General features: G+C 34.3%; 25 protein-coding genes, 1 pseudogene and 1 CRISPR repeat array (1 of these 27 running past the window's edge). Of the genes and pseudogenes, 18 read left to right on the top strand and 8 right to left on the bottom strand.

The features are described from left to right. From AC4CVF_RS10225 to AC4CVF_RS10195, 7 genes are all read left to right on the top strand, one after another. Nucleotides 1-777 (top strand): C40 family peptidase, encoded by a 777-nt coding sequence (locus AC4CVF_RS10225; RefSeq protein ID WP_490789359.1) that lies wholly within the window; start codon nucleotides 1-3, stop codon nucleotides 775-777. Then, nucleotides 743-1,330: a tail assembly protein gene (locus tag AC4CVF_RS10220; protein ID WP_490789358.1), complete on the top strand. Its 588-nt coding sequence runs from the start codon at nucleotides 743-745 to the stop codon at nucleotides 1,328-1,330. The genes AC4CVF_RS10225 and AC4CVF_RS10220 overlap by 35 nt, the downstream gene beginning before the upstream one ends. A gap of 53 nt (nucleotides 1,331-1,383) precedes the next feature. Beyond that, nucleotides 1,384-6,099 (top strand): TipJ family phage tail tip protein, encoded by a 4,716-nt coding sequence (gene gpJ, locus AC4CVF_RS10215; protein ID WP_490789357.1) that lies wholly within the window; start codon nucleotides 1,384-1,386, stop codon nucleotides 6,097-6,099. A gap of 8 nt (nucleotides 6,100-6,107) precedes the next feature. After that, complete coding sequence (locus AC4CVF_RS10210; RefSeq protein WP_419259580.1) at nucleotides 6,108-6,404, top strand: hypothetical protein; 297 nt, start codon at nucleotides 6,108-6,110, stop codon at nucleotides 6,402-6,404. Then, a complete protein-coding gene (locus tag AC4CVF_RS10205; protein WP_490789356.1) occupies nucleotides 6,404-7,150 on the top strand; it encodes a hypothetical protein in 747 nt (248 codons plus the stop codon). The genes AC4CVF_RS10210 and AC4CVF_RS10205 overlap by 1 nt, the downstream gene beginning before the upstream one ends. Before the next feature lie 61 nt (nucleotides 7,151-7,211). Next, the gene (locus AC4CVF_RS10200; protein WP_034614483.1) at nucleotides 7,212-7,505 is read left to right on the top strand and encodes a phage holin family protein; all 294 of its coding nucleotides are present in this window, start codon (nucleotides 7,212-7,214) and stop codon (nucleotides 7,503-7,505) included. After that, nucleotides 7,489-8,313, top strand: coding sequence for a DUF7940 domain-containing protein (locus AC4CVF_RS10195; RefSeq protein WP_490789355.1), 825 nt, complete (start codon nucleotides 7,489-7,491; stop codon nucleotides 8,311-8,313). The genes AC4CVF_RS10200 and AC4CVF_RS10195 overlap by 17 nt, the downstream gene beginning before the upstream one ends. A 66-nt stretch (nucleotides 8,314-8,379) precedes the next feature. Here AC4CVF_RS10195 and AC4CVF_RS10190 read toward each other — a convergent pair whose 3' ends face one another. From AC4CVF_RS10190 to AC4CVF_RS10175, 4 genes are all read right to left on the bottom strand, one after another. Next, nucleotides 8,380-8,670: an addiction module antidote protein gene (locus tag AC4CVF_RS10190; protein WP_490789354.1), complete on the bottom strand. Its 291-nt coding sequence runs from the start codon at nucleotides 8,668-8,670 to the stop codon at nucleotides 8,380-8,382. Nucleotides 8,671-8,673: 3 nt separating this feature from the next. Then, a complete protein-coding gene (locus AC4CVF_RS10185) occupies nucleotides 8,674-8,970 on the bottom strand; it encodes a type II toxin-antitoxin system RelE/ParE family toxin (RefSeq protein WP_490789353.1) in 297 nt (98 codons plus the stop codon). A gap of 367 nt (nucleotides 8,971-9,337) precedes the next feature. Further along, nucleotides 9,338-10,003 carry a hypothetical protein gene (locus tag AC4CVF_RS10180; RefSeq protein ID WP_490789352.1) on the bottom strand — a complete coding sequence of 222 codons (666 nt, stop codon included), beginning with the start codon at nucleotides 10,001-10,003 and terminating at the stop codon, nucleotides 9,338-9,340. Between the two features lie 385 nt (nucleotides 10,004-10,388). Next, nucleotides 10,389-10,481, bottom strand: coding sequence for a lysozyme inhibitor LprI family protein (locus tag AC4CVF_RS10175; protein WP_419327541.1), 93 nt, complete (start codon nucleotides 10,479-10,481; stop codon nucleotides 10,389-10,391). Nucleotides 10,482-10,741: 260 nt separating this feature from the next. Here AC4CVF_RS10175 and AC4CVF_RS10170 point away from each other — a divergent pair, with 260 nt between their 5' ends. From AC4CVF_RS10170 to AC4CVF_RS10160, 3 genes are read left to right on the top strand one after another with little or no spacing between them, the layout of a single operon-like run. After that, on the top strand, nucleotides 10,742-11,098 hold the full coding sequence (locus tag AC4CVF_RS10170; protein WP_336953176.1) for a hypothetical protein: 357 nt from the start codon (nucleotides 10,742-10,744) through the stop codon (nucleotides 11,096-11,098). A 32-nt stretch (nucleotides 11,099-11,130) separates the two neighbouring features. After that, nucleotides 11,131-11,490 (top strand): hypothetical protein, encoded by a 360-nt coding sequence (locus tag AC4CVF_RS10165; protein ID WP_490789351.1) that lies wholly within the window; start codon nucleotides 11,131-11,133, stop codon nucleotides 11,488-11,490. A 32-nt stretch (nucleotides 11,491-11,522) separates the two neighbouring features. Beyond that, the gene (locus AC4CVF_RS10160) at nucleotides 11,523-12,008 is read left to right on the top strand and encodes a hypothetical protein (protein ID WP_483770012.1); all 486 of its coding nucleotides are present in this window, start codon (nucleotides 11,523-11,525) and stop codon (nucleotides 12,006-12,008) included. On the opposite strand, the gene AC4CVF_RS10155 is transcribed toward AC4CVF_RS10160, so the two are convergent. From AC4CVF_RS10155 to AC4CVF_RS10145, 3 genes are read right to left on the bottom strand one after another with little or no spacing between them, the layout of a single operon-like run. Then, nucleotides 12,009-12,326: a hypothetical protein gene (locus tag AC4CVF_RS10155; protein WP_483770011.1), complete on the bottom strand. Its 318-nt coding sequence runs from the start codon at nucleotides 12,324-12,326 to the stop codon at nucleotides 12,009-12,011. It lies immediately after the preceding gene. A 10-nt stretch (nucleotides 12,327-12,336) separates the two neighbouring features. After that, entirely contained in the window at nucleotides 12,337-12,642 is a 306-nt protein-coding gene (locus AC4CVF_RS10150; protein ID WP_419820721.1) for a glucosaminidase domain-containing protein, read from the bottom strand. After that, entirely contained in the window at nucleotides 12,636-12,860 is a 225-nt protein-coding gene (locus AC4CVF_RS10145) for a hypothetical protein (RefSeq protein ID WP_490789350.1), read from the bottom strand. The genes AC4CVF_RS10150 and AC4CVF_RS10145 overlap by 7 nt, the downstream gene beginning before the upstream one ends. 551 nt (nucleotides 12,861-13,411) lie before the next feature. On the opposite strand from AC4CVF_RS10145, the gene AC4CVF_RS10140 reads away from it, so the two are divergent. From AC4CVF_RS10140 to AC4CVF_RS10120, 5 genes and pseudogenes are all read left to right on the top strand, one after another. Beyond that, nucleotides 13,412-13,669: a hypothetical protein gene (locus AC4CVF_RS10140; protein ID WP_336953168.1), complete on the top strand. Its 258-nt coding sequence runs from the start codon at nucleotides 13,412-13,414 to the stop codon at nucleotides 13,667-13,669. 1,319 nt (nucleotides 13,670-14,988) lie between these two features. Then, nucleotides 14,989-15,936 (top strand): annotated as a pseudogene (locus AC4CVF_RS10135) (IS5 family transposase). Between the two features lie 552 nt (nucleotides 15,937-16,488). Continuing rightward, nucleotides 16,489-16,749, top strand: coding sequence for a hypothetical protein (locus AC4CVF_RS10130; protein WP_336953166.1), 261 nt, complete (start codon nucleotides 16,489-16,491; stop codon nucleotides 16,747-16,749). 341 nt (nucleotides 16,750-17,090) lie between these two features. After that, nucleotides 17,091-17,294, top strand: coding sequence for a hypothetical protein (locus AC4CVF_RS10125; protein ID WP_419327368.1), 204 nt, complete (start codon nucleotides 17,091-17,093; stop codon nucleotides 17,292-17,294). Nucleotides 17,295-17,375: 81 nt separating this feature from the next. After that, nucleotides 17,376-17,783: a hypothetical protein gene (locus AC4CVF_RS10120; RefSeq protein WP_336953162.1), complete on the top strand. Its 408-nt coding sequence runs from the start codon at nucleotides 17,376-17,378 to the stop codon at nucleotides 17,781-17,783. A 233-nt stretch (nucleotides 17,784-18,016) separates the two neighbouring features. On the opposite strand, the gene AC4CVF_RS10115 is transcribed toward AC4CVF_RS10120, so the two are convergent. Next, nucleotides 18,017-18,568, bottom strand: a complete 552-nt coding sequence (locus AC4CVF_RS10115; RefSeq protein ID WP_419327369.1) for a DUF2799 domain-containing protein — start codon at nucleotides 18,566-18,568, stop codon at nucleotides 18,017-18,019. Nucleotides 18,569-19,712: 1,144 nt separating this feature from the next. Between AC4CVF_RS10115 and AC4CVF_RS10110 the strand changes: the two genes are divergently transcribed. The 3 genes from AC4CVF_RS10110 (at nucleotide 19,713) to AC4CVF_RS10100 (ending at nucleotide 23,078) form a co-directional block, all read left to right on the top strand. Beyond that, on the top strand, nucleotides 19,713-20,069 hold the full coding sequence (locus AC4CVF_RS10110) for a roadblock/LC7 domain-containing protein (RefSeq protein WP_336953159.1): 357 nt from the start codon (nucleotides 19,713-19,715) through the stop codon (nucleotides 20,067-20,069). Nucleotides 20,070-20,330: 261 nt separating this feature from the next. Continuing rightward, nucleotides 20,331-20,510 (top strand): ribbon-helix-helix protein, CopG family, encoded by a 180-nt coding sequence (locus tag AC4CVF_RS10105; protein WP_336953158.1) that lies wholly within the window; start codon nucleotides 20,331-20,333, stop codon nucleotides 20,508-20,510. A 510-nt stretch (nucleotides 20,511-21,020) separates the two neighbouring features. Next, nucleotides 21,021-23,078: a TonB-dependent receptor domain-containing protein gene (locus tag AC4CVF_RS10100; protein WP_419820535.1), complete on the top strand. Its 2,058-nt coding sequence runs from the start codon at nucleotides 21,021-21,023 to the stop codon at nucleotides 23,076-23,078. A gap of 238 nt (nucleotides 23,079-23,316) precedes the next feature. Then, a CRISPR array of direct repeats spans nucleotides 23,317-23,882; the repeat unit is 30 nt; unit sequence TAGTTCACTGCCATATAGGCAGCTTAGAAA (it continues 64 nt past the right edge of the window).

Raw genomic sequence — 23,882 nt, 5'->3', positions numbered from 1 at the left:
ATGAAAATCAAAGCAAAGCTAAAAAAACAAATTGTCACTGCTGCTATGGAAGCCTATCCACATGAAATGTGTGGAGTTGTTCAGAATGGTGAATTTATTCGGCTTCCAAATATTTCAACAGATGCAAAAAATCATTTTGAAATTGATTATCAAGCCTTAGCTGAAATAGAAGATCAAGGTGAAATTGACGCTTATGTGCATAGTCATCCTGATGGTACAGCAGTTGCTTCACCATTAGATAAGCATCAAATAGAACTTCACGGAAAACCATGGATTATATGTGCTTATCCTGATACGGATATCCAGGTGTTTCACCCAACTGGCTATAAGGCGCCATTGATTGGCCGTCATTATTTCCATGGTTGGCAAGATTGTTATGCTTTAGTCCGTGATTTTTATTTACGTGAACTTGACATAAAGCTTGATGATTTTGAGCGTGATGATAAGTGGTGGGAATCAAAAGAACATGCTTCTTTGTATTTAGATAATTTTGAAAAAGCAGGCTTTTATGAAGTTTTCGAACCCCAGTATGGTGACATGATCATTTGTAAGGTTGGACGCACTGAGCATCCTAATCATGCTGTTTTATGGCTTGGCGATCAAGCGACATTGAAATCTGAAAATACTCAACCATGTATTGGTTCGACTTTGATTTTACATCATCCATATAACCGTGAATCAGAACGCACTGTATATGGACCAAATTGGGTAGAGCGCACAGTTAAAATATTGAGGCATAAAAATGTACAAAACAATTCGATTTCACGGAGTGCTTAGAGAACAGTTTGGCAAAGAATGGTGCCTAGAAGTTAATTCTGTAAAAGAAGCAATGCGATTACTTTCAGCTCAAATACAAGGTCTTGAGCATTTTATGTTGAATGCACATAAACAAGGCCTACGTTTTGCTGTATTCACTGATAAGCGTAAAACTATTTCCGAAAAAGAAGTGGACATGCAGACAGCAAGTGAATTAATTCGAATTGTTCCCATTGTTACGGGTGCCGGTGGAGATGGTGGATTACTCAATACCATTCTTGGGGCTGTAATGATTGTTGTTGGCGTGGTGATGATGTATATCCCTGGAACGCAAGCTATGGCTCCTTCAGTGATCGGAGCTGGTATTGGGATGTTGGTCGGTGGGATTGCCTCAATGCTCATGCCAAAAGCCCAAACCGATGAAGCCAATAGTGATGGTAATAAAGCCAATAAAGGTTTTGGCGGTGCAGTCACCACTGTTGGCCAAGGTAATCCAGTCCCCATCTTATACGGCCAAAGAGAGATTGGTGGTTTTATTATTTCCGCTGGCCAGTACCCCGAAGATCAACTGTAATTATTTTTATTTCCTGGCGCATTATGCGCCTTTTTTATTGCCTGAGATAAAGTATGAATGCAAATATTAAAGGAGCTAAGGCAGGCTCAAGCAAATCAAGAACGCCTGTTGTAGCCTCTGATTCAGCTCAAAGTATTGTTTATTACAAAATCTTAATGGGTATGACTGAAGGTGAAATTGAAGGCTTGGCCAATGGCTGGAAATCAGTCTATCTTGATGACACACCCATTCTAGATGCTTCAGGCAATAGCAACTTTGAGTCAGTTACACGTGATTTTCGCACAGGGACCAATGACCAAGATTATATTGAGGGGTTTGTTGAAACATCAAATATTAACGATGTCAATGTAGAGCTTACTACTCAATGGGTGAGATCTATTTCAAATACCAGTATTGATGCTATACGTGTGCTTTTACGTTTTGGTGCATTAAGAACCACTAATCCAAAAAATGGTGATGTGACTGGTGTATTGATTAAGTATGCAATTGATATCAGTACAGATGGTGCGGCTTACGTTGAAATGATCAATACAGCAATCGATGACAAGACTTCTGATGCTTATGTACGACCACACCGTATAGATCTGCCAAAAGCCGAAACAGGTTGGAATATTCGTGTTCGACGCTTAACACCGCCAGCGAATAGCGACTATATTACCGATAAAATGTATATCGACTCTTACTCTGAAGTTATTGATGCAAAATTAAGCTATCCAAATACAGCACTTTTATCACTTCAGTATGATGCTCAAACTTTTTCTAATGCTGCAAAGGTAGCAGTTGAAGCAAAGGGGATTAAGGTACGTGTACCAACAAATTACAATCCTGAAACACGGCAATATACAGGTATTTGGAATGGTTCATTTAAACGTGCTTATTCAAACAATCCTGCATGGATTTACTATGATCTTTGTACCGCTAAAAGATATGGTTTAGGTGAAAGAATCACTGATGCAATGCTGGATAAAGCCAGTCTGTATCGTTTAGCGCAATATTGTGATGGCATGGTGTCAGATGGTGAAGGGGGATTAGAACCACGTTTCACCTGCAATATTTATATTCAATCTGCTGAAGATGCTTATTCAATTCTCGCTAAATTGGCGGGTTTGTTTCGTGCAATCAGTTATTGGGATGGTGATTCAATTATTTGTGAGGCTGATGCCCCAGATGATGTTTATTATGCCTATACCAATGCCAATGTGATTGATGGCAATTTTGAGGGCTCTGGTACCCGTAATCGAGATCGTCATAATGTTGCGAAAGTTGCATGGGATGATCCAAAGAATCGCTACAAAACTGATTATGAGATCGTCCGGGATGAACGTGCAATTGCTGAAGCGAAAGCAGTCCGAATTGTAGATGTTGATGCATGGGGCTGTACGAGTCGTGGTCAGGCTCAGCGCGCTGGATTGTGGGCTTTACGTTCAGAGCAAAATGAAACTCAGACAGTCACTTTTAAAGTAGGTCTAGACGGTCAAATCACGCCACCAGGGAAAATTATTTCTGTGGCTGATAATGATTTTGCTGGCCGTTTCATTGGTGGTCGTATCAAAGCCATTTCAGCAGATCGTAAAACCATCACTCTGGATCGTGATGTTTTGGCTCAGCCGAATGACATTATTTATATTAATAGTGAATCTGGCCAATCTGTTCAACGTCAATTGGCTTCAATCAATGGTCAGATCGTTAAAGTTACACAAGCTTTTAATGTGGGGGAGATAGCAGCACAAAATGCCTGGAATATTGATTCAACGGATTTAAAAACACGTAAATTTAGAGTTGTTTCACTGACTCAAGATGATGAACATCAATTTACCATTACTGCTGTTGAATACAATGCTGCTAAATATGATGCCATTGATCATGGTGCATTTATTGATGATGTGCCAACAACAATCATTAATCCTGTTGTACAAGCGCCAGCAACGAATGTGCAAATTGAATCCTATGATTCAGTACAACAAGGTATCAATGTTGCAACAATGATTATTAAGTGGGTCAAGGCAGAGTATGCAGTTAAATACTTAGTTGAATGGCGCAAAGATAATAATTCTTGGATCAAGATGCCGACCACTGGTGCAACCTCCGTTGAAATACCAGGCATTTATGCAGGTAATTATCAAGCACGTGTAACGGCTATTTCTGCTTTCGATATTACATCTTTAGCAGCAAACTCAGCTCTTACTGCACTTCAAGGCAAGCAAGGCAAACCACCAAAACTCGCGAACATTCATGCTGAAGGTATTTTATTTGGTATGAAATTAACTTGGTTGTTTCCTGCTGTTGGTGCACTTGATACTGCCTATACCGAAATTGAAGTTTCACCAGACAGCACATCAAATATTACTCAACTGGGTTTGTTTGCCTATCCAACAACGGTGCATACCATTCAAGGGATGCAACCAAACTTACGCCAGTATTACCGTGGTCGTTTAGTTGATCGAATCGGTAATGTGGGTGATTGGTCTGATTGGGTCAGTGGTGTGACTTCTGCAGATGCTTCAGATGTGCTTGAACTTTTGCATGAGCAAATCACTGAAAGCCAATTGCATAAAGACTTGCAGACCAAGATTGATCATATAGATGCGATTGATGGTGATATTTCGGCACTTGAAATTTCGGTGCAGCAAGCGAAAGATTTAGCTCAAAAAGCAAATGATGATTTAGCGACTGAACGTACTGAGCGAACAAAAGCATTTCAGGATGTAAATAAAGCAGTTAGCACTGAAGTTACAGATCGCAAGACTGCTATTCAAGAAGTAACGACTATTGCTCAAAAAGCGAATACTGATTTAGCAGCTGAAAAGTCTGAACGTTTACTCGCTGTTTCAAAATTGAATGATGGACTTACGGCCGAAATTCAATCACGAAAAGATGGAGATTCAGCAAATACATTAGCTTTGAACAATTACAAGTCTAGCAATGATACTGCGCTTGCAAATGTTCAGACCAAAGCCGAAACAGCAGTTTCAAAGTCAAATGCCAATGCAACTGCAATTACAGCATTAGACAGTCGAGTCGATGTTGCTGAATCTGATGCATCAACAGCAAAAACTAATGCTGCCAGTGCATTAACTAAAGCAAATACTGCGGTTACTGATTCAAGTGCGGCTGCATCAATGGCGCAACAAGCCAATGCAACAGCAACGTCAGCAAAAAGTACAGCCGATAATGCATTAACCAATTCTGCAACAGCTTTATCTAAGGCTGATGTGGCTGTGACGAATGCAAGTTCTGCTGTATCGAAGGTTGATGCTGTAGAAGCGAAGCTAGGTAATTATGCGACAACTGGTGCATTGAGTACTGTTGATTCAAAAGTTGCTGATGTTGACAATAAATTGACAGCAACAACAACTAAGGTTGATGGTGTTTATGCTCAAGTCAATCCCACTTTAATTGGGTCTGAAAACGACTTAATTGGTAATGAGGGTGGCTTTGCAGGCGTTTGGTCTGAACAATCTGCAAGAATTGAGGAGGATGTTGCTCTTAGTAAGCGTATTGATACAACAGTTGCGCAAATCAATGATGTACAGGCATTAGCACAGCAAGAAGTTCAAGCACGAGTTGACGGGGATATTGCGAATACAGTTGCTCTAAATAACTATATTTCGAGTAATAATTCAGCCTTATCTTCAGTACAGCAAAAAGCCGAAACTGCTGTGACACAATCAACAGCAAACAGTAGTTCTATTGAGGCATTAGATAGCCGCGTTGATGTTGCTGAATCTGATGTATCAACAGCAAAAACTAATGCAGCCAGTGCATTAACTAAAGCCAATACTGCGGTAACCGATTCAAGTGCAGCAGCATCAATGGCGCAACAAGCCAACGCAACGGCAACTTCGGCAAAAAGTACAGCCGATAATGCATTAACTAATTCTGCAACTGCTTTATCTAAGGCTGATGTGGCTGTGACGAATGCAAGTTCTGCTGTATCGAAGGTTGATGCTGTTGAAGCGAAGCTAGGCAATTATGCGACAACTGGTGCATTAAGTACTGTTGAATCGAAAGTTGCTGATGTTGACAATAAATTGACAGCAACAACAACTAAGGTTGATGGTGTTTATGCTCAAGTCAATCCCACTTTAATTGGGTCTGAAAACGACTTAATTGGTAATGAGGGTGGCTTTGCAGGCGTTTGGTCTGAACAATCAGCGAGGATTGAGGAGGATGTGGCTCAATCACTTCGTACTGATCAAGTGATTGCTCAGATGAATGAAAATCAAGCTTCTGTGACTACTCAGATAAAAACTATATCTGATGCTCAATCTGCACAGTCTTCACGTATTGATACGATTCAAACCACTGTAGATGACAACACTGCGAGTATTCAAACTCAGCAAACATCAATCGATGGCATTTATGCACAAGAGTTCATTAAAACAGATGTAAATGGTCATGTTGCAGGCCGTGGTTCAATGAATGACGGTAAAGTTGCAACAATGATCTTTAACTATGATGCTGTGTATTTTGGTGCACCATCTGGCGTGGAAGAGATACCAGAAAAACCGCTAATGGTCTTGCAAAATACGCCTATCACATTACCGAATGGTACCGTGGTACCGAGAGGAATGTATGTTGAGATGGCAAATATTGGGTATGTGCATGCTAATCGCATTTATGCCGATAGTTTAAGTGCTTTAACCGTAAAAATCGGAACATTAGGAACTCTCACTAACGGACTTTTAATATCTGATGATTTCATTAAGGTATTTGATCCTGAAAATGGGGGAGTGTTGCGCTGTCAATTAGGCAACTTAAAAAAATAGGAGATGTAATGACTTACGGATTAAAATGTTGGAATGCAGCAGGACAACCGATTCAAGAGGTAACTGATCGATTAACTAGAGTTATAGGAACTATGACTCCTGCGGCAACTGCGCAAGGTAGTACAGGCACAATTAATATTTCCTTACCCGGAAATATATTTGCGTATTTGTGTCTAACAAAACCTGCTGCAGAGGATACTAATGTGCCTAATTACGCTTTTAACCGATTACTTGCTATTGATAATGCTGCACGTACCATTAGATATGAAAATATCAATAGCCCTATTGTTTATGGGGTTTATTGATGACCTATGGTTTAACTATTTATAACCCTGATACAGGTAACATTGTTATTGATAACAATTACATGAATCAGGGTGTAATTGTTTCAGGAACTATTGCTAGTTTAGGTAGTTATACAATTCCTCCTTATGGGGGAAGATTGTATAAACTTACCTATCCTAGTTTTATTTTAAATCCTAGTGTAGCTATTCAGTTGGATAAGACTGTGCGAGTCTCCAAAACCAACCTGAGTAATACATCCTCTGGAATGACATGTTATATATGGGTGAGTGGAGATCCTGGTACTCTTAAATATTTCCTATATGGTTCAAATGTAGTTACATCATCTTCTTATGGTCTGCGAGTATACGATGCCAATGGTCGAGTGACATACGATTCAGGCATGCCATATTTAAAAATATTAGGTGTGGCTGCCAACAATTTAACCACGTGGACGGTTAATGGTGTTCCTGTTACAGGTTCAGGTACCAATTCTTCTACCTCTGAACAGTTTGATAGTGCAAAAAAGTTAGCCATTATGATAACAGGCGATGCTAGTGATAACGTATATGCTTCCATTCCCCCGGGTCCTACTGGAACACCTCAGACTATTCATAATATCAACATAGCAGCTTTTTATATTACATCTGATAACAGGGTGCATCAGCAGCGCTACCAATTTAGTGAAACATTAAATGATACGATGGTTGACTCAACCACACGACAAGGGTACGCACCATCATTCGTGCTAGACGTCACAAATTACTAAACATCAAACATCTAAGGCACCCAACCGGGTGCTTTTTTATTGCCAAAAATAGGGGGGTGGCATGGAATTATGGAAATGGTTTCAAGAGCTGATTAGCACATTTGGAACTGCAATCACTTCATTTTTTATGGGGTTTGTCATGGCGTATTTACGAACGAAAAAGAAGGCAGGCAAAGGAGATTTCGCAGAATCAATCATGTGCGGTCTTTTTGCTGTTGGTGTTTGGACGTTTTTAGAGTGGATGCATATTCCGCAAATTGTAGCTGTCGGGCTGGCGTCTGGTATCGGTTATATGGGTACTCATTTTGTGAGCAATCTAATTGAAAAGAAGGTAGATAATGAAATTAATAGATAACTGGAAACAGTCATATAAACTCAAATCAGTACAGATCGGCGCTTTAAGCGCCATTTTTTTTGCTTTGAGTTTATTCTCTGAGCACTTTTTGACTTTATGGAATGTTATTCCACAAGAAGTCAAAAACTCAATTCCAGAACAATGGAAAGAATACGTGGGTGCATTTGTCGGTGTTGCTATGATATTGGCTCGCTTAAAAAAGCAACCATCTTTGCATCCTGATGAACAATTAATTCAGCCTATAGTTGCGATACCTAGAATTGGTTTAAGCAAGAAAGGTTTTGATTTAGTACGCGAAAAACTTTTTAAGGGTAAACTTACACAGGCTCATGTTGACAATATCAATGCAATTTTAAATGCAGTAAGTAAATACAAAATTAGTGATTTACAACAAATTGCATATTTGCTTGCGACTGCATATCATGAGACAAATGCGACAATGGAACCAGTTCGTGAAGCCTATTGGTTAAGTGAAGATTGGCGAAAGAAAAACTTACGTTATTATCCTTGGTATGGTCGTGGACATACTCAATTGACCTGGCAATTAAATTATCAAAAAGCAGACCAGAAACTGGGTCTAGGTGGTAAATTGCTTAAAAACCCAGATTTAGCAATGCAATCTGCAATTTCAGCTGAAGTTTTGGTTCTTGGTTCAAAAGAAGGATGGTTTACTACCAAGAAGCTGGATGACTATATTAATCTACAGCAGTCTGACTATGTTAATGCTCGTCGAATCATCAATGGTACTGATAAAGCTCAATTAGTAGCAGATTATGCAAAAGTTTGGGAAGATGCTTTAGACAGTTAAAGCTCCTATTCTTGACGGTAGATTTTTTCAATTTCTTGCAAGAAGTTCAACTGCTTCTTGCAATTTTTAAACAGCTTGAACTGTGATTTTTAAACCTAAAGCATTTAATACACGATTAATTGTATCAAAACGAGGCGCAGAATCATGGCGTAGGGCTTTATATAAAGCTTCTCGACCAATGCCTGCCTCTTTTGCAATTTGAGTCATACCTTTTGCTTTCGCTATAACACCAAGTGCATGAGCTAATTCGGCAGGATCATTTTCTTGAAGAACAATATTGAGGTAAGTAACAATATCTTCTTCAGTTTTAAGAGTTTCTGCCATATCAAAACTAGGTAGTTCAGATATTTTAACCATCTTTTAATCCTCTAATGATTTTGATAACTCTACAGCGCAATCAATGTCTCTTTGCTGTGTAGATTTATCACCACCTCCAAGCATTACAATTACTACATCACCTTTTTTAATGTAGTACATTCTCCAGCCTGGTCCAAAGAACTCTCTCATTTCCCAAACACTATCTTGAAGATATTTAACATCACCCCAAATACCACGTTGAACTTTGTCTAACCTTCTATTCAACTTAATGCGAGTCGTATTATCTTTGATGCTTTCTATCCAATCATCGAAAGTTGGAAGACGTTTGATATCAACCATGAAAGTTCCTCTTTATTGTAGTCGATCGAATACACATTATTATAATGAATAAATTTTATAAGATAAACACCATTGATTAAATAAATTTATGTGATGTATGTTTTTTATACACAAGGGTGGATTAACGAATGTTAAAAGTTAAAAAATTACTTTGAGATTTTGCCACATTTTTTGCCACAGATATTTGAAATCTAGTGATATACTATCAATCTTAAATGTTTTAACTCATTGATTTTAAACACGCTGAATGTTATACAGCTTTATTGTTTATTGTGTAAGCGGGTTCAACTCCCGCGTCCCTGACTAAGGCAAATAGTGTTATCAAATAATACAGACATCAAAAATGATGTCTGAAATTATTAATATTTTAAATCATTTCTGAATCTATTAAAGTTTGCCAAATTTTCTTAATAGCAAGACCTGTATTTTGGTCTACAAAAAGAGATGACCTTTTCCCGCATGGTTGGCCTAACAAGTAAGGTTCCATATCAATAAGTGAGAAACTCGCGTGTTTCAACTTATTAATTTCAACTGCCGTATTAATTACTTTTGGCATAATTTCCGATAAAGGAAGTGTGGTTGATTTGATGGATTTTGAATGCCATATACACTTAACTATTATAGCCGTAGTATCTGAATTATATAGAGTTACAGGTGCTCTATCAGCAGTAATAGTTACACCATGAATTGGTGGAAATGCATTTACAGCATCTATTACGTCTTGTCCAAAATTAGAAGCGGCATTATATGGACAAGTGATAAATCCGTTCATGAAAAATATCGTATGATCTAACTTATTGTAGCCAGTTTCTCTGTGAGGAGTATTGTAAAACTGCCATTTAGATTTATCGACAATTAAGGGATGCCATATTGGATATGTATCGACAACTGGTCCCAATTCGTTAATCACCTTATGAAGATAAGCACGACTTTTTTGTCTCTCTATTTCAGTAAGATCCATTAAATTTGAAAGTAAGAACCTTTCAGCTTTTTGTTTATTTTCTAATGCAATTTCATTAGCTCGAAATGCCATAAGAATAATCCTAAATTGTTTGTGTAACTGCACTTTATATTAGTTTTATGCATAAAACAACAATATCATGCGTAATAATTAAATTACATGATTAATGCTATTGAGATTAATTATTGAAAGCGACAAATATACGACAATTGGAACTTATCAAATTGATATTTAATAAAATAACTTTACGTTGACATCGTAGAGGTCTCCAGTTCGAGTCTGGATATACCTACCAAGATATTAAAGTCATATAAACTCAAATAGCTTTGTATGATTTAAAAAATCCCTAAATTATAATGATTTAGGGATTTTTTATTGCTTTATATAAACTAACATAAACACATACAGCAGATCGATCCTTGTATCATCGTGTGTATGTGTATGATGGTTGAATAACTTAACTCATGATACAGTCTGCTTCTTTAAATTGCACCCAAAGCCTTTGAGCTTTTATTAGTTGCTGCTTATAGTCAGGTTCAAGAGTTTTTATTTACTCTGATATATTAAAAGCAGTTTCTTTGCTGCCGAGTTTAATTTCTTAGAATAGCATATCTCTAATATTTGTAGAGGATACCAATTCAAGGCAATCTTTAGCAATTACTGAACAGCTTATAAGGCTTATTAAGCTAAAAAAGATAATATGTTTCATGAAAAATATTCCCCCGAGTTTCTAGTCATCTATAAATTAACTGCATCTTGTTCTTTTCAGTAAAAAATCTATCATAGAGTGAATAAAAAAGGGATCCATAAATGAAAAAACTAATTTTAATTGCTTGTTGTATGTTTAGTGTTGGGGCATGGGCAAGTTGTGAAGATTTGAACAGAATAGCTGATAAAAAAGGCATACATTATGGAACTGAATACAGCTTTGTTGTTAAAGGACCAAAGGGACATAGAGCATACTTTCATTCTGCACCGGCGAATAAATGTAAATATGCTAAGACTTACTTAATTCCTAATGATTCAGTGGTTGGTTATCAAAAGTTTACTAATGATAACCACAATTGGATCTATGTGATGTATGGCTCTAAAGATAGAGTTTATACTTCAGGATGGATTAAAGAAAATGACTTAAAAATATCTGATCGTATCAGTCCTATTAATTAATCAAGTAAGCACACTTTTAGAGATGAAAATAAATGAAAAAACTAATAATTCTTACCCTTTTATTAAGCGGCGGGGCTTGGGCTAAGACATGTGATTACCTATCGAAGATAGCAGATGATAATGGCATGCATTACGGAACAAAGTATTCCTATACAGTTCAAGGTACAAAAAAGGGATTTAGATCATATTTTCATTCAGCACCATCAAGCGAATGTAAGTTGAAAGGTGTATTTATTATTCAGAATGATTCAGTTATAGCTTATCAGGAATTTAAGAACGAAAATCAAACTTGGCTTTATGTAATGTATATAGATAAAAACGGCAATGATACTTCAGGTTGGGTTAAAGCTAAAGATTTTAAATTATTTGGTCGCCTTAGTCCTATCAATTAATCAAGTAAACACAATTTTAGAGAAGCAAACAAATGAAAAAACTATTCCTTTTAACTCTTTTAATTAGTGGTGGGGCTTGGGCTAATGCTCCATACAAAGCTACAACCGAATGCCAATTTGATTATGATGATTTCGACTTTTGCTCAAAAGTAAACGTGGCTAAATACAAAAATGCTCTAAAAACACAAAAACCTAATTTTAACCAAAAGTACATTCTTCTCAACCTAAGCTCATCACCTCAAATATTTAGATTTATTGCTTTAGATACAAAAAATGGCTTAGCTTTACCTTTAAGAGATGGAATTCTAGGTTTTAAAGATAAAAAAGGAGATTTAACAGGAAAACCTCCCGTAATCCAATACTCAGTTAATAATTCACTCTTATGCACTCAAGGAAGTATTTTTGCTTATCGAGATGATTATGATAATGTAAAAACATGTTATTCAATTCAAGATAATGAATACTCTGAATATGGCAAAGAGTTCAAAAGATCAGATACACCAGTGAGTATTAATTAACTAAACCTTCACTCCCTTAGAATTTCTAGTGATTTGCAGATTAATCGCGTCTTGTTCATTACGAACATTTCGAGTTGCCAACATCGGATCAGAAATACCGCTAACGTGAATATCTGTTTTCTGATTGATATTCACAATACGATTAGATGACTGAGTATTATAGAAATTAGGAAAGACAGGTTTAATATTGTCTGGAATTTCTGCATTTTGAGCAAATTTAGAAAGTATCTCCTTGTTAATCTGGGTTTTAGGCTTTGATGGGTTATCTGATTGAGATACATTGTTAAGACTAAGGTGCTGACTAACATCTTTGACCATGGTTAAATTTTTAGATACATAGTTTTATAGGAAGCATAAACTGAATTTTTAAGAACTGAAAAAACATTTCAGGAGTTTTTGCACCTTTAGCTGTTTTATATCGTCCTGCTTTTGCTATTGTTTTTATATAGTCATCTGCAAATTGTTCAGGGCTGTCATAAACTCTGTAAGGGTCGTAGGACTTTTCTATTTTATCCCATGCTCTCACCGTTTTTCCTTTCCAAGAAGAACCTGCCATAATATTTCCCAGATTAAATTTTGCCCCTGGATTTATATGTTCTCCCCACCCAGTTTCACCTGAAAATTGAGCTAATATATACTCTGGTTTAACATCAAACGTTTTTCGATTCTAACTACCATGCCCCAATAAGTTTTTAAAAAATCTATTTGCTTTTTACCTTTAGCCCCTTCTTTAATCGCTGCTTTATCCGAATATTCGTTATTCGACTGAGTTCTCGCATTAACATCACCAGCTACAACATTCGCCATTCCAACAATTGCATTCACTCCAGCTAAAGCCGTTTTTTGAAGCATTTGGATTGTTTGTTATTTAGTATTATCTGTACTGGATTTTTCAGCATCAAGTGTTGCTTGAGCTTCTTTATTACCAATAAAGCTAGACCCTTTGCGACAGTGCGACTGATTCAATCTAATCCATTTAACTTGTTTAAGAAACCTACTAAGCCACAATCTTATTAATCAAGCTCAGATCGATAGAGTCTTATTGGGAATTGAAGTTTAAGAACATGATTTGAAATGTTACAATGATTTTTGATAAAATTATCCTATGTATATTTTTGATATTATTAAATTTTTTATTTAAATGTGCTATTATTAATGATAATAATTTATCTATAAAAGTTCTAAAAAATTTAATTTTTTGAGAAAGAAATCTCATAATAGTAGAATCTTTTAAATTTTAACAGTTGATTATTTTACTAAACCTGAATTATTATATCTATAAAATACGATATAGTGAATCGTAGCTCAAGCGCCATCGCTTCTCTGACTGATCAAACTTTTAATTAAAAAGGATTTTTGGTTGGAATTGCGAGATTCTTTATCTGATTATGGAAAGAAGGAATATGCATAGATTTTCAAAAATTGTGTTGATAACAAATAACTTAACTAAAAAGATTGAGCATGATCTAGAATTAAGAATGAGTTGTGATGGTGCATATACACATACTATAAATAGAGAAGATGAAAATTATAAAATTGAAGTTATGATTGATCCACCAAGTGATGTTTTAAATACTTTTAAAAATATAGCGCATGACATTAAAGATTATTTGGATGAAATTGATTATAAAGGGAAATTTGAATTTAAGTTCATTGTTTAGTGTCTGACTGGCTACATGCAAGATTTCCTATTATTATTGTAGTGAACCTATTCTATTTTTCTATCATTTTGTATGATTTACAAACCCACATGACCCTCTCTTTATGAATATTTATTTGTGTTATCTTTAAAATAAATGCCAATGAGCATTATGGTCATCAGTGAGTATTAAATATTTCAAAATCGCTTTTTTTTAATAGTGTTTAAAATAACCAAAAAAAATCAAGTTCTATTATTTTAAATAAAATAGTATATATATCAGTATTTTATTTAGTTTTTATATGCATAATATGAGATAAATTTAGAATAGAAAATGTGAGGGTTGTGAATCTATAAAGATTGATGATTTAGCTTTTTTCGCACAAAATCTTTGATTTTTCTAGTCTAAATAATGAGGCTGTTACATAAAGTTGACGATACATATATGAAGATTTACCAAAAGGTAAAATATTTTATTTGAATGTTAATATGAATTGTGTAAAATTTAATCAGTGAAGAAGGTTGTGCTTTTCACTTTGACTTGCTATCTAAGTCTTTAATCAACCCACCTTTTTTAGGTGGGTTGATTAATTTTATGTTAGACAATAAACAATCGGTTTCTGACTTCTACTTAAAAATAGGAAATAAGATGAATTGTTCTATTTATTTCAAAAATATTGTGTGTTTAATGTGATTTTTATCACGTTATTTTTGGAGGGAGTCAATATTAGGAATTGCTATCGTAAATTGTTGAGCTGGTTTTTTAGCTTTAGCTGATAAAGTATTAAATAATGCACCATAGGGACGAATTATGAGAGTAAGTTTTTGATTAAAATTTATACCAAGGTATAGATTGTTTATTCCACGATTTAAATGTACATTCAAGACCACATTTTTTAATTCAAACATTATGAATATTTGTATAGGTGGACCTTGGCACGGAAGTAAGCTGCTAGGACATGATAATAAAAAGTCTTTTAAAGTAAAAGCTAACCAGTCAGACTCAGTAACAAACTATTCGAAAAGAAAGATTAAGTTTAAAAACGAGTTTTATATTTTTTGGGTAGCTGATGAGTTGATGATATTAGATGAGAATGAAATTATTAAAACTTATTTACTAAAAAACTAAATATTATTGTTTAAATATACTTTAGATATAAAAAAGGCGCAAATGTGCCTTTTTTATATCAGTCAGCTTTGCCTTGGAATATTTGGTTTAAAGTCAGATATCTATAATTTAGGATAATCTATGAATTCTCTTATTTTTATTATTTGGTAGTTAATTTTGGCTTAGTTGCACAAAGCTATCTCTAAAGGCTCATTCAGCAATATAACTCTTAGATGAATGAGTCTGCATCCAAAATATATCGTATAACGAATTGGTTTCCTTACATGAGCAGTATACTGCGAAGATTTAAATTAATTGTGGCAATATCACTATTTGGTTTGATTCCAATTACTCAGCGCTATGCACAATCAATATACAAACAAGGACGAAATCAAACCTACTCAGATAAAGCGATTCAGTACTGTTTAATAATTAAATCTCTCTTTCGTTTAACTTTACGAATAACCACAGGATTTGTTCAAAGTCTCGTTCGTCTTTGCAGATTAGACTGGACTGCACCAGATTATTCAACCCTTTTTGGAAGAAAAAAAGTATACTGATATTGCAATTAGCTTAGAACAAAGCAGAGATGGACTTCACCTATGAGTTGACTCTACAGGTATGAAATTTTTAGTTGAAGGAGAATGGAAGCGTAAAAAACCTTAGCCTGAATATTGTCGACAATGGTGTAAACTCCACATTGGTATTGATACTAAAACATTGTAAATACGTGCTGTTCAGCTCACTACAAATATCGTGGGAGATTCAAAAGTATTCAGGGATTTACTTGATTAAATTCCAAAAATAAACATATAGATTCCAACTATGCGGATGGAGCTTATGACAAAAAATACTGTTGATAGGTGATTTCAGATAGACATACACGTTCTATCGTTCTGTCGAGAAAAAATGCAAAGCCTTGGAAAGATACAAAAGCTCATACATTAAAGAGAAAACAACAACTAAGAACGATTAAGTATTTGGGGAGGACAATGTGGGAAAATTGGTCAGGCTATCATCTTCGAAGTTTGGTTGAAACCAAGATGCACTGAATTAGGTTATTAGGAGATAAATTATCAGCAAAGTACTTTTTAAGTCAGGTCAATGAAGTGCATACGAGAATTGCAGTTTCGAATAAATTCACTGAAATAGGTAGACCTTATACCCCAGTTGTATCTTAAATTTGAGTTGATTAGGCTAGTTTTAGCTTTGCAATCTTTTTGCAATCGAAAGGTTGATTTTAACAAATGGTAAAAAATAAATTATAAGTTATTTAAATTATTTGATATTTTAAATGATTTATTGTATAAAAAAGAAACAACAATAAAGTGGAGGTGAAATCATGATACACAAATCAATAAGCATTGCATTTTTCTTTTTCATGTTTGTAGCTTTAACATTACTCGTACACTTATTGGGAAATGTTCCAACTGGAATATGGCTTCCATAATAAAATTGCTGGCTGGGAAAGCTCATCTTGAGGTGAGCTTTTACCCTATGGAGGAGTTGATTTTGATTCAATTCATAAAATGTATTTTTGGCTTTCATCGCGTAATTGAAACACATTATTGTAAAGATGGTGAGTTGGAAGTTTGTCATCATTGCTTAAAAGTTGTTAAAAAATAATCGTATAGATTGATTTCAACCGAATACATGATATTTCAATATTTATACTCAATTCAAAGTTAAGTTGATCATAATATTTTTGACATTCTTTAATATGAGTTTTTTTAATGCCAAAACCAAAAATGAGTGACAATAAAATAGATTCAAATCACATGCTGTATTTTTCAATTGATCAGCTTAAAAGTTTTTTGAAGACCCAAATTCGGTTAAAAGCGGATCAAGGAGAGCTGTTTATAAGTGAATATATCACTAAAGATTTCACTCATCATGAAATAATTAATTTGGGTGAGGAATTTAAGAAAGCAGGGTATAAAGTTAAGATTAGAAATACAGGCGAAGAAAAAATATTTTCTGTTTTTTGGAATTAAATAACTGCGAGTTTTTATACTTCCAAAAATAAGAATAATTTTATTTCGACATTTTGACGATTTATATTTTATTTTTTGATAGGATTTGATTTTTAAACAGGATAGGCTTAATTAGAAAATTATTTAAATAGTTAGCTTAGTTTTATTATATTGCTTAAATACTAGTCAAAAGTAAATATACAAGATCAAACTTCAACTTAACATATCTTTGATAAAGACAGTTAATAAATGCTAGCGATTGGTGTTATGAGTGAGTTGGGCATATTTCACCTGTATTGAATCACGTGCTGGAAATCTATGAGATAACCCGATAGGATTTATGATTTTTATGAGAGAAGAAAGTGAGTAATCTAGAAAATGAAAATTTAGAACAGCAATCCCAACAAGAGCAAAAAGATTCTAGCGTAATGAATGATATCGTGAATTCGATCAATCCATTGGATGCTGTTGATCTGATTGTGGAAGCAGGTCGGTTGATTGTGAATACGGGTAAAGATATTGTTTCTGACATTGCCAATAACATCGATATTGATATAAGTCTTTAAAATTACTGAGCGAGTGCACCCATCTAAAATTAAGGCTTTAATTTATGAGATTAAACTTCTTTGCATATGACATTTAAATCAATGATGAAAAAATTTGTCTTGGCGTTTCTTATATTGAATTCGAAGTTTAGCTTTGCTGATCCAATAAAACCAACTTTTCTTGAAGAAAAATTAGATATTAAAAAGTTTAAAAAAGAGCTAGATGATAAGCATACATCTAAAATTAAAAAATCCCTTTTTCTTGTAAAAAGAGAGCCAGAATTGGACCAATTTAAATATAAAGCAGTTATGTTGAGAATTGCTAAGGATAGGCAGGGTAATTCTTTTAAATATATGAAAATGATCACTTATCTAGACTGTGATGAAAATAAAACCTATACATATTTGTCATTTTATGATGAAAATGGTATTACGCATGGTATTGGTTCGTCTAATGGCGATCTTCCTCAAGATAGTCCATTAAGAAAACAAGTCTGTATCAATGAATGACGGTGAATAGCTGTAAAACATGCTTATTTTATGTTTTAAATTGACACATTTCACGTTATTTAGTAAAACTGTGATTGTTAATTCATTATAGTGAATAAACATACAATAATCCTTAATCAGCGCAAAAATTAAGGGGAAGCCTCACAGTGATGTGGGGCTTTTTTATTTGAATGATTTATTCCAAGCGGCGTTTGCAATCATCAGTGAGTATATGTCTGTGATTTTGTTTAAATCTAATATAGATGATGTTCTGCTTTAAAACGTTCTAGATTCCGAAGCGCATCTTGGTAACGTGAGCGTACTTGACTGCTATTGCTTCGGAGGTCAGATAATTTCTTTTTATAGTCATCACGATCTTTGTTAGACAGATCTTTACTGTCTAATTTTCCAAGATAGTAATCTATATTATTCTGTGAAGTATTAAATTCTGTATTCGCATAGTAAAAGTTACTGGCGACTTGAAAATAATGACGTAAGGATTCGCGTTTCTCTGCCGGGCAAACTCGAAAATTACCGCGCCCCTCTAAAGCTTCGTAAAAGATATTTTCAGGTTGGCAGTAAGCCTCTAAACCTTTTAGATAACCCATTTCATAAAGATTTTGACTAGGAATAATATTGGCTTTTTTACAAGAAGAATAGTATTTATCTATATGGGATTTATTTCCAGCAGCGCCATCTTTTTCACCAACGTTAAACCAATTCGCAGTTTTACATTGTTCAACACTCATTGCAGCACAACCAGAAAGTAAAACCATAAAAGTAGATAAAATTACTATAAGTTTCATGAAAAATTCTTCCAAACGATTTTTGAATTACTTTTTAAAAAATGATTTTATCATGACAAGATCAATAATTTCCTGATCATTAATGTGGTACTACATGAAAAGTGCATTTAAATTCTTAAAAATACAAAAGAGTTTTTATCTTGATTCTGCAGTTATTGCCGATATCGTATTCTAACTTTGGCGTATCTTCAGCTTGCGCATAATATTTGTATCGCAGTTGATCGATATAAACTTAGGGATTCCATCTCCAAAAGAGTAGATCTGCCAAATTCATAACTTAATTTAAAAATAGTTGATGGATAGTTAAATTTAATTAGTTGATAATTTGTTCAGATTTCTTTTAAAAAACAGGACCTTTTATCTAAAAATTACGGGGATTAAAGCAAGACTACAATTCGAGAACATAGACAGCCGTTGAGCTAAGTACAGTCAAGATTACACAGAAATTTATCGTTAATTTTTTAATTTCATAAAACTTATATACTATGATTTTATAGTTAAATTTACATTGATCTTTAAAGTGGCTTAATTCTAATGTTTGGGAAGATCGTTTTTACTGTATCGGTAGTCTTATCCATAGTTTTTTTTGTTCTAGGTTTAATCGAAGCTATTGTTGAGTTTATCGTTATTGGATGCCTCGGTTTTATAGCATCTGGCTTGGTTTTTAAACAAATGAAAATATCATTCAAGCAGAGTGACGACTAATTTTGTGGTTTAAACAATAGCGCTTCTGGCTATTTTATTTTCACAATGGTATGGGGGCGGTGAGTGAATGTTAAAAATCCAAAGTAAATTTTTGAATTGAAGTCTTTTTCAGATTTCTCTTCTACTATTTGTCAATCAAAAGAGAACAGATAAAATTATAAACTTAGCTAAAGGTTTAGATATGATTCGATCAAGTGGAATATTGTGATCTGAAATAGAGTGTAAGCTTTGATAAAGCGCTAAGCTAACGAAATTTAAAAATTTGATAAAACCCTCATAAGAGGGTTTTTGTATGTCAAGGTGCTGAAAAACAGTAAAAAAATTACATATTATTATAATAATATAATATTTTATTATCATTTTATGATATTTTTATGTTGTTATAGAGCGTTATAAATCTATATAAATCATCTTATATTAAATAAAGGGGTTAAAAATAATGGCTAAAATTGACTTAAATCCATTAGCGGAAATTGATGGATTCACAGCAGCAGCACTTGTAGACTATACCAGTGGATTATCACTTGCCGCTCAAGGAACGGGGATCGATTTAGAACTTGCTGCTGCGGGAAATACGGAAGTTTTGAGAGCAAAAATTAAAACAGCAAAAGCATTAAATTTGCAAGATACGATTGATGATGTTTTGATCACACTTGGGAAGCAATACCATTTATTACGACCACTTGAAAAGAATAGCGATTTATTTTTATATCTGGTATTAGATCGCCAAAAATCGAACTTAGCGATGGCAAGACATGAGCTTCGTATTTTTGAAAAAGAGTTAGATTTTTCTTAAAACATTGATTGGCTATTATATTTGATACGATGTAATAGCCATTTTAAGTCATCAATACTAAGAAATTAGAAAATATATTTAACATATAAATACAGCCCGAATATAGGTTATCTAAAGACGTTGAAACTTGAGTGAAATAGTCGAGTTAAGTCTATGAATGTAAAGTTATAAATATGAATACTATAAAATAAAAAAATATCATTGAAAATCTCATAAATGTTATTAGAATTCTATTTCTAAATAAATTAAGAGATTGGGGATATGGAAAATAAAACAGCAAGATTAACTATTTTGATAGACCCGAACAAAAAGGAAGCTTTTGAAGAATTGTGCAATCGTCAAGATCTAAAGCCTTCACAAGTGGTTCGCCAACTAATTCGTGAGTATTTAGAAAAGCATGGTGTAGATTACGCAACGAAACCTAATTTACCCAAAAAGTAAGAATTTTAGTTTATCTATTTTATCAATAAATAGGACTATGCTTTTTTGGGGAAAAGTGTGTCTTATTAATATTGAATTAGAAGAAATTGAGTAAAATTGATCAAAAACGTTGCACTAATTATTGAAGATTCTGATATTTATAAATTTTTAATGTATTTTATTCTTTAAATCTGACCAATTTGAGCTTGATGATATTCAGCAAATAAGTAAAAGAGAGCTTACAAGCATTTTATGGCTTGTAAGCTTTCTTTTTTGTAGAAAAAGAAAGCTATAAAAAGGACATTTAAAAAGAAATTTTTGAATTCAATTTTACAAAACTACTTCTTGAATTTGGTCTTTAAAAAAATACTTTTCATGTATTTTAGATTAAGAGTATTTGCATAAATTTACCTCAAGTTAAAAATATATAAATGATAATTATTATTATTAGTAATTGCATTTGAAGTTTTGCTCAAATACAATACGCAACAATTCTTTCACAATTCCTCCGTATTTAAGTTGCGTATTAACATGAATAAACAATTAAGATTCCAGACACTGTCAATTTCAATACTCACCGCAATGTCAATTTCCGCATATGCAAAAGATACTTCTGAAGATGCGACAAAATTAAAAACAATTGTGGTGACTGCGAGTAGTCAAGCTGTAGATGTTAAAGAAGCACCAGCAAGTATTAGTGTTATTACAAGCGAAGATATCGAAAAACAACCAGTGGGGAGTCTTGGAGAATTATTAAGTAAAGTCCCGGGGGTAACGGGTGGAATTAGTCCCTCAGGCGAAGGTTCTAAGATTAAATTACGTGGTTTACCAGATAATTACACGCTGATTTTAGTTGATGGCAAACGCATCGGGTCTTCAAGAGATACAAATTATCGTCCAGATTTAGGTCGACAGGATTTAAATTGGATTACTCCTGATATGATTGAAAGAATTGAAGTTGTCCGCGGTCCAATGTCTTCTTTGTATGGTTCAGATGCAATGGGGGGAGTAATTAATATTATTACCAAGAAAATTCCTAGTGTTTGGGGTGGTAATGTTACGTTAAATTATACTCAGCCAACGACCTCTTCTGATTTAGGTACATCTTTACAAACAGGCATCATGGCTGCTGGCCCATTAACGGATACCTTAGGTCTGCGCTTGACAGCAGGGATGACTGAGCGAGAGGCAGATAAAAAATATAAAGCAGGAAATGGGACCACAGGTTCTCAAGATCAAAACTACAATGCGATGTTGCATTATCAGCCAACAGATAAACACTCACTCAGTTTTGAAGCGGGGCATAGTATTCAAAAGAATGAAAAGGGTTCTCAAATTAACGCCACAACAGGTGCTGAGCAGGAGACCAGTTGGGGCGCAAATAAATTAGAACATAACTCATATAGCATATCGCATGATGGCGAGTGGGCAATTGGTAAATCTAAATTAAGTGCATATTACAATGACTATGATTCAAGTGTGCTTGGTTCTAAAACTAAATCAAATGAAATGATTGTTGAAGGTAGTTTAACCATGCCATTTGAGGCAATGTTTAAGCAAGTCTTAACTGTTGGCGGTCAATGGAAAAAACAAGAATTAACCAATACTGACACGATTGGCACTCTACCAGGAGGGAGTTGGGATGGGAAAAGTTATACCGATCCTACAGTGAATAATAAGAATTGGGCATTATTTTTTGAAGACAATATTTCATTGTTGGATAATTTGACATTAACCGTAGGGAATCGTTTAGATCATGATGATAAATACGGTGCACATCATAGTCCACGAGGTTATTTAGTTTATAGTCTAACAGATGATCTGGTAATTAAAGGTGGGGTCGCAAAAGGCTTTAGAGCACCAACAGTGAAAGAATCATCTCCTGGTGGAGCTACTCAGTCTGGCGGGAATGGCTGTAATGGTTTAAAAGGTAAAACTTGGTATGACAGTAAGCAAAAACCAGATACCTATACAGGCGGTGGTTGCTATATGACAGGTAATCCCAACTTAAAACCTGAAGAAAGCACAAACTATGAAATTGGTGTGAATTATACTGGTTCTGGTGCGGACTTAGGTTTGACACTTTTCCATACAGATTTTAAAAATAAAATCGCTTATTCACCATTAGGTCACGAAGGTGGTATTTGGTTTACCCGTAATGAAAATATTCAAAAAGCGGTAACACGTGGTATCGAAATGGTTGTAAATTTCCCAGTTTTAGATAATCTAAAATGGAATAATAATGCTACCTATTTCTTAAAAGCAAAAAATGAAGATACTGGTGCAACTTTACTGACTACTTCAAAATTAACAGTGAATTCCGCATTAAATTGGCAGCCAACCGATCCACTCAATTTAGAGTTGTCCGCACAATATTTGGGTAAACAATATTTGACCGATAAAGGCGCTACCCCTACGATGCAAAAACCACATACGATCGTAAATCTAGCAAGTAATTATCAAGTCAATGATAAGCTTATTGTACGTGGCGGTTTTACTAATTTACTTGATAAAAAGTTGTCAAATGGTAGAGATGCATACTTCGTTGAACGTCAAAAAGTATTTGTAGGTGCAACCTTTAAATTTTAATCAATTATATTGAAGTGAAGACAGACTTCACTTCAATAATAGATCATGTGTTAAAAAACCATCTGCGGATGGTTTTTTTGCTATGTTTTTTATTCATATCAAAAATTTACCCTAATATTTTTTTACACTCTTATAGTTTAATAAAATCAAGTGGTTATATATATTGTAAAAAACTTTGGTATTTTATGATTTTTATAATTAACTTGCTGTTATCAGAGTGTTTTTTGATTTAAAATTATTGTTCACTGCCATATAGGCAGCTTAGAAATTCAACTGCTGCTTTAATTCGAATTTGTTGATGTTCACTGCCATATAGGCAGCTTAGAAAGATAACGCCTAAATCTTGTAATGTATCCATATGTTCACTGCCATATAGGCAGCTTAGAAACGCAACTAAAGCAGGCTGTAAATCAGTTGTAAGTTCACTGCCATATAGGCAGCTTAGAAACATGTGATAAAAAGTTTAGACATGAAAAAATAGTTCACTGCCATATAGGCAGCTTAGAAAAAAAGTAAATGATTCATAAAAATCTTTCATTAGTTCACTGCCATATAGGCAGCTTAGAAATTGATACTGTTTAAAAGGTACACCAATTTGTAGTTCACTGCCATATAGGCAGCTTAGAAAAGACAAGGAAAATAGACATGACTGATTATGTAGTTCACTGCCATATAGGCAGCTTAGAAAATTATCTTTTCAGCATAACTACTACTGCACATGTTCACTGCCATATAGGCAGCTTAGAAAATCAAGGTCATGCCTTCATTTGCTTGCCATTGGTTCATTGCCATATAGGCAGCTTA

This window comes from Acinetobacter sp. LipI_19, from assembly GCF_058242925.1.
Note: the sequence above shows the minus strand (reverse complement) of the source record. Positions and strands in the feature narration are given on the sequence as shown.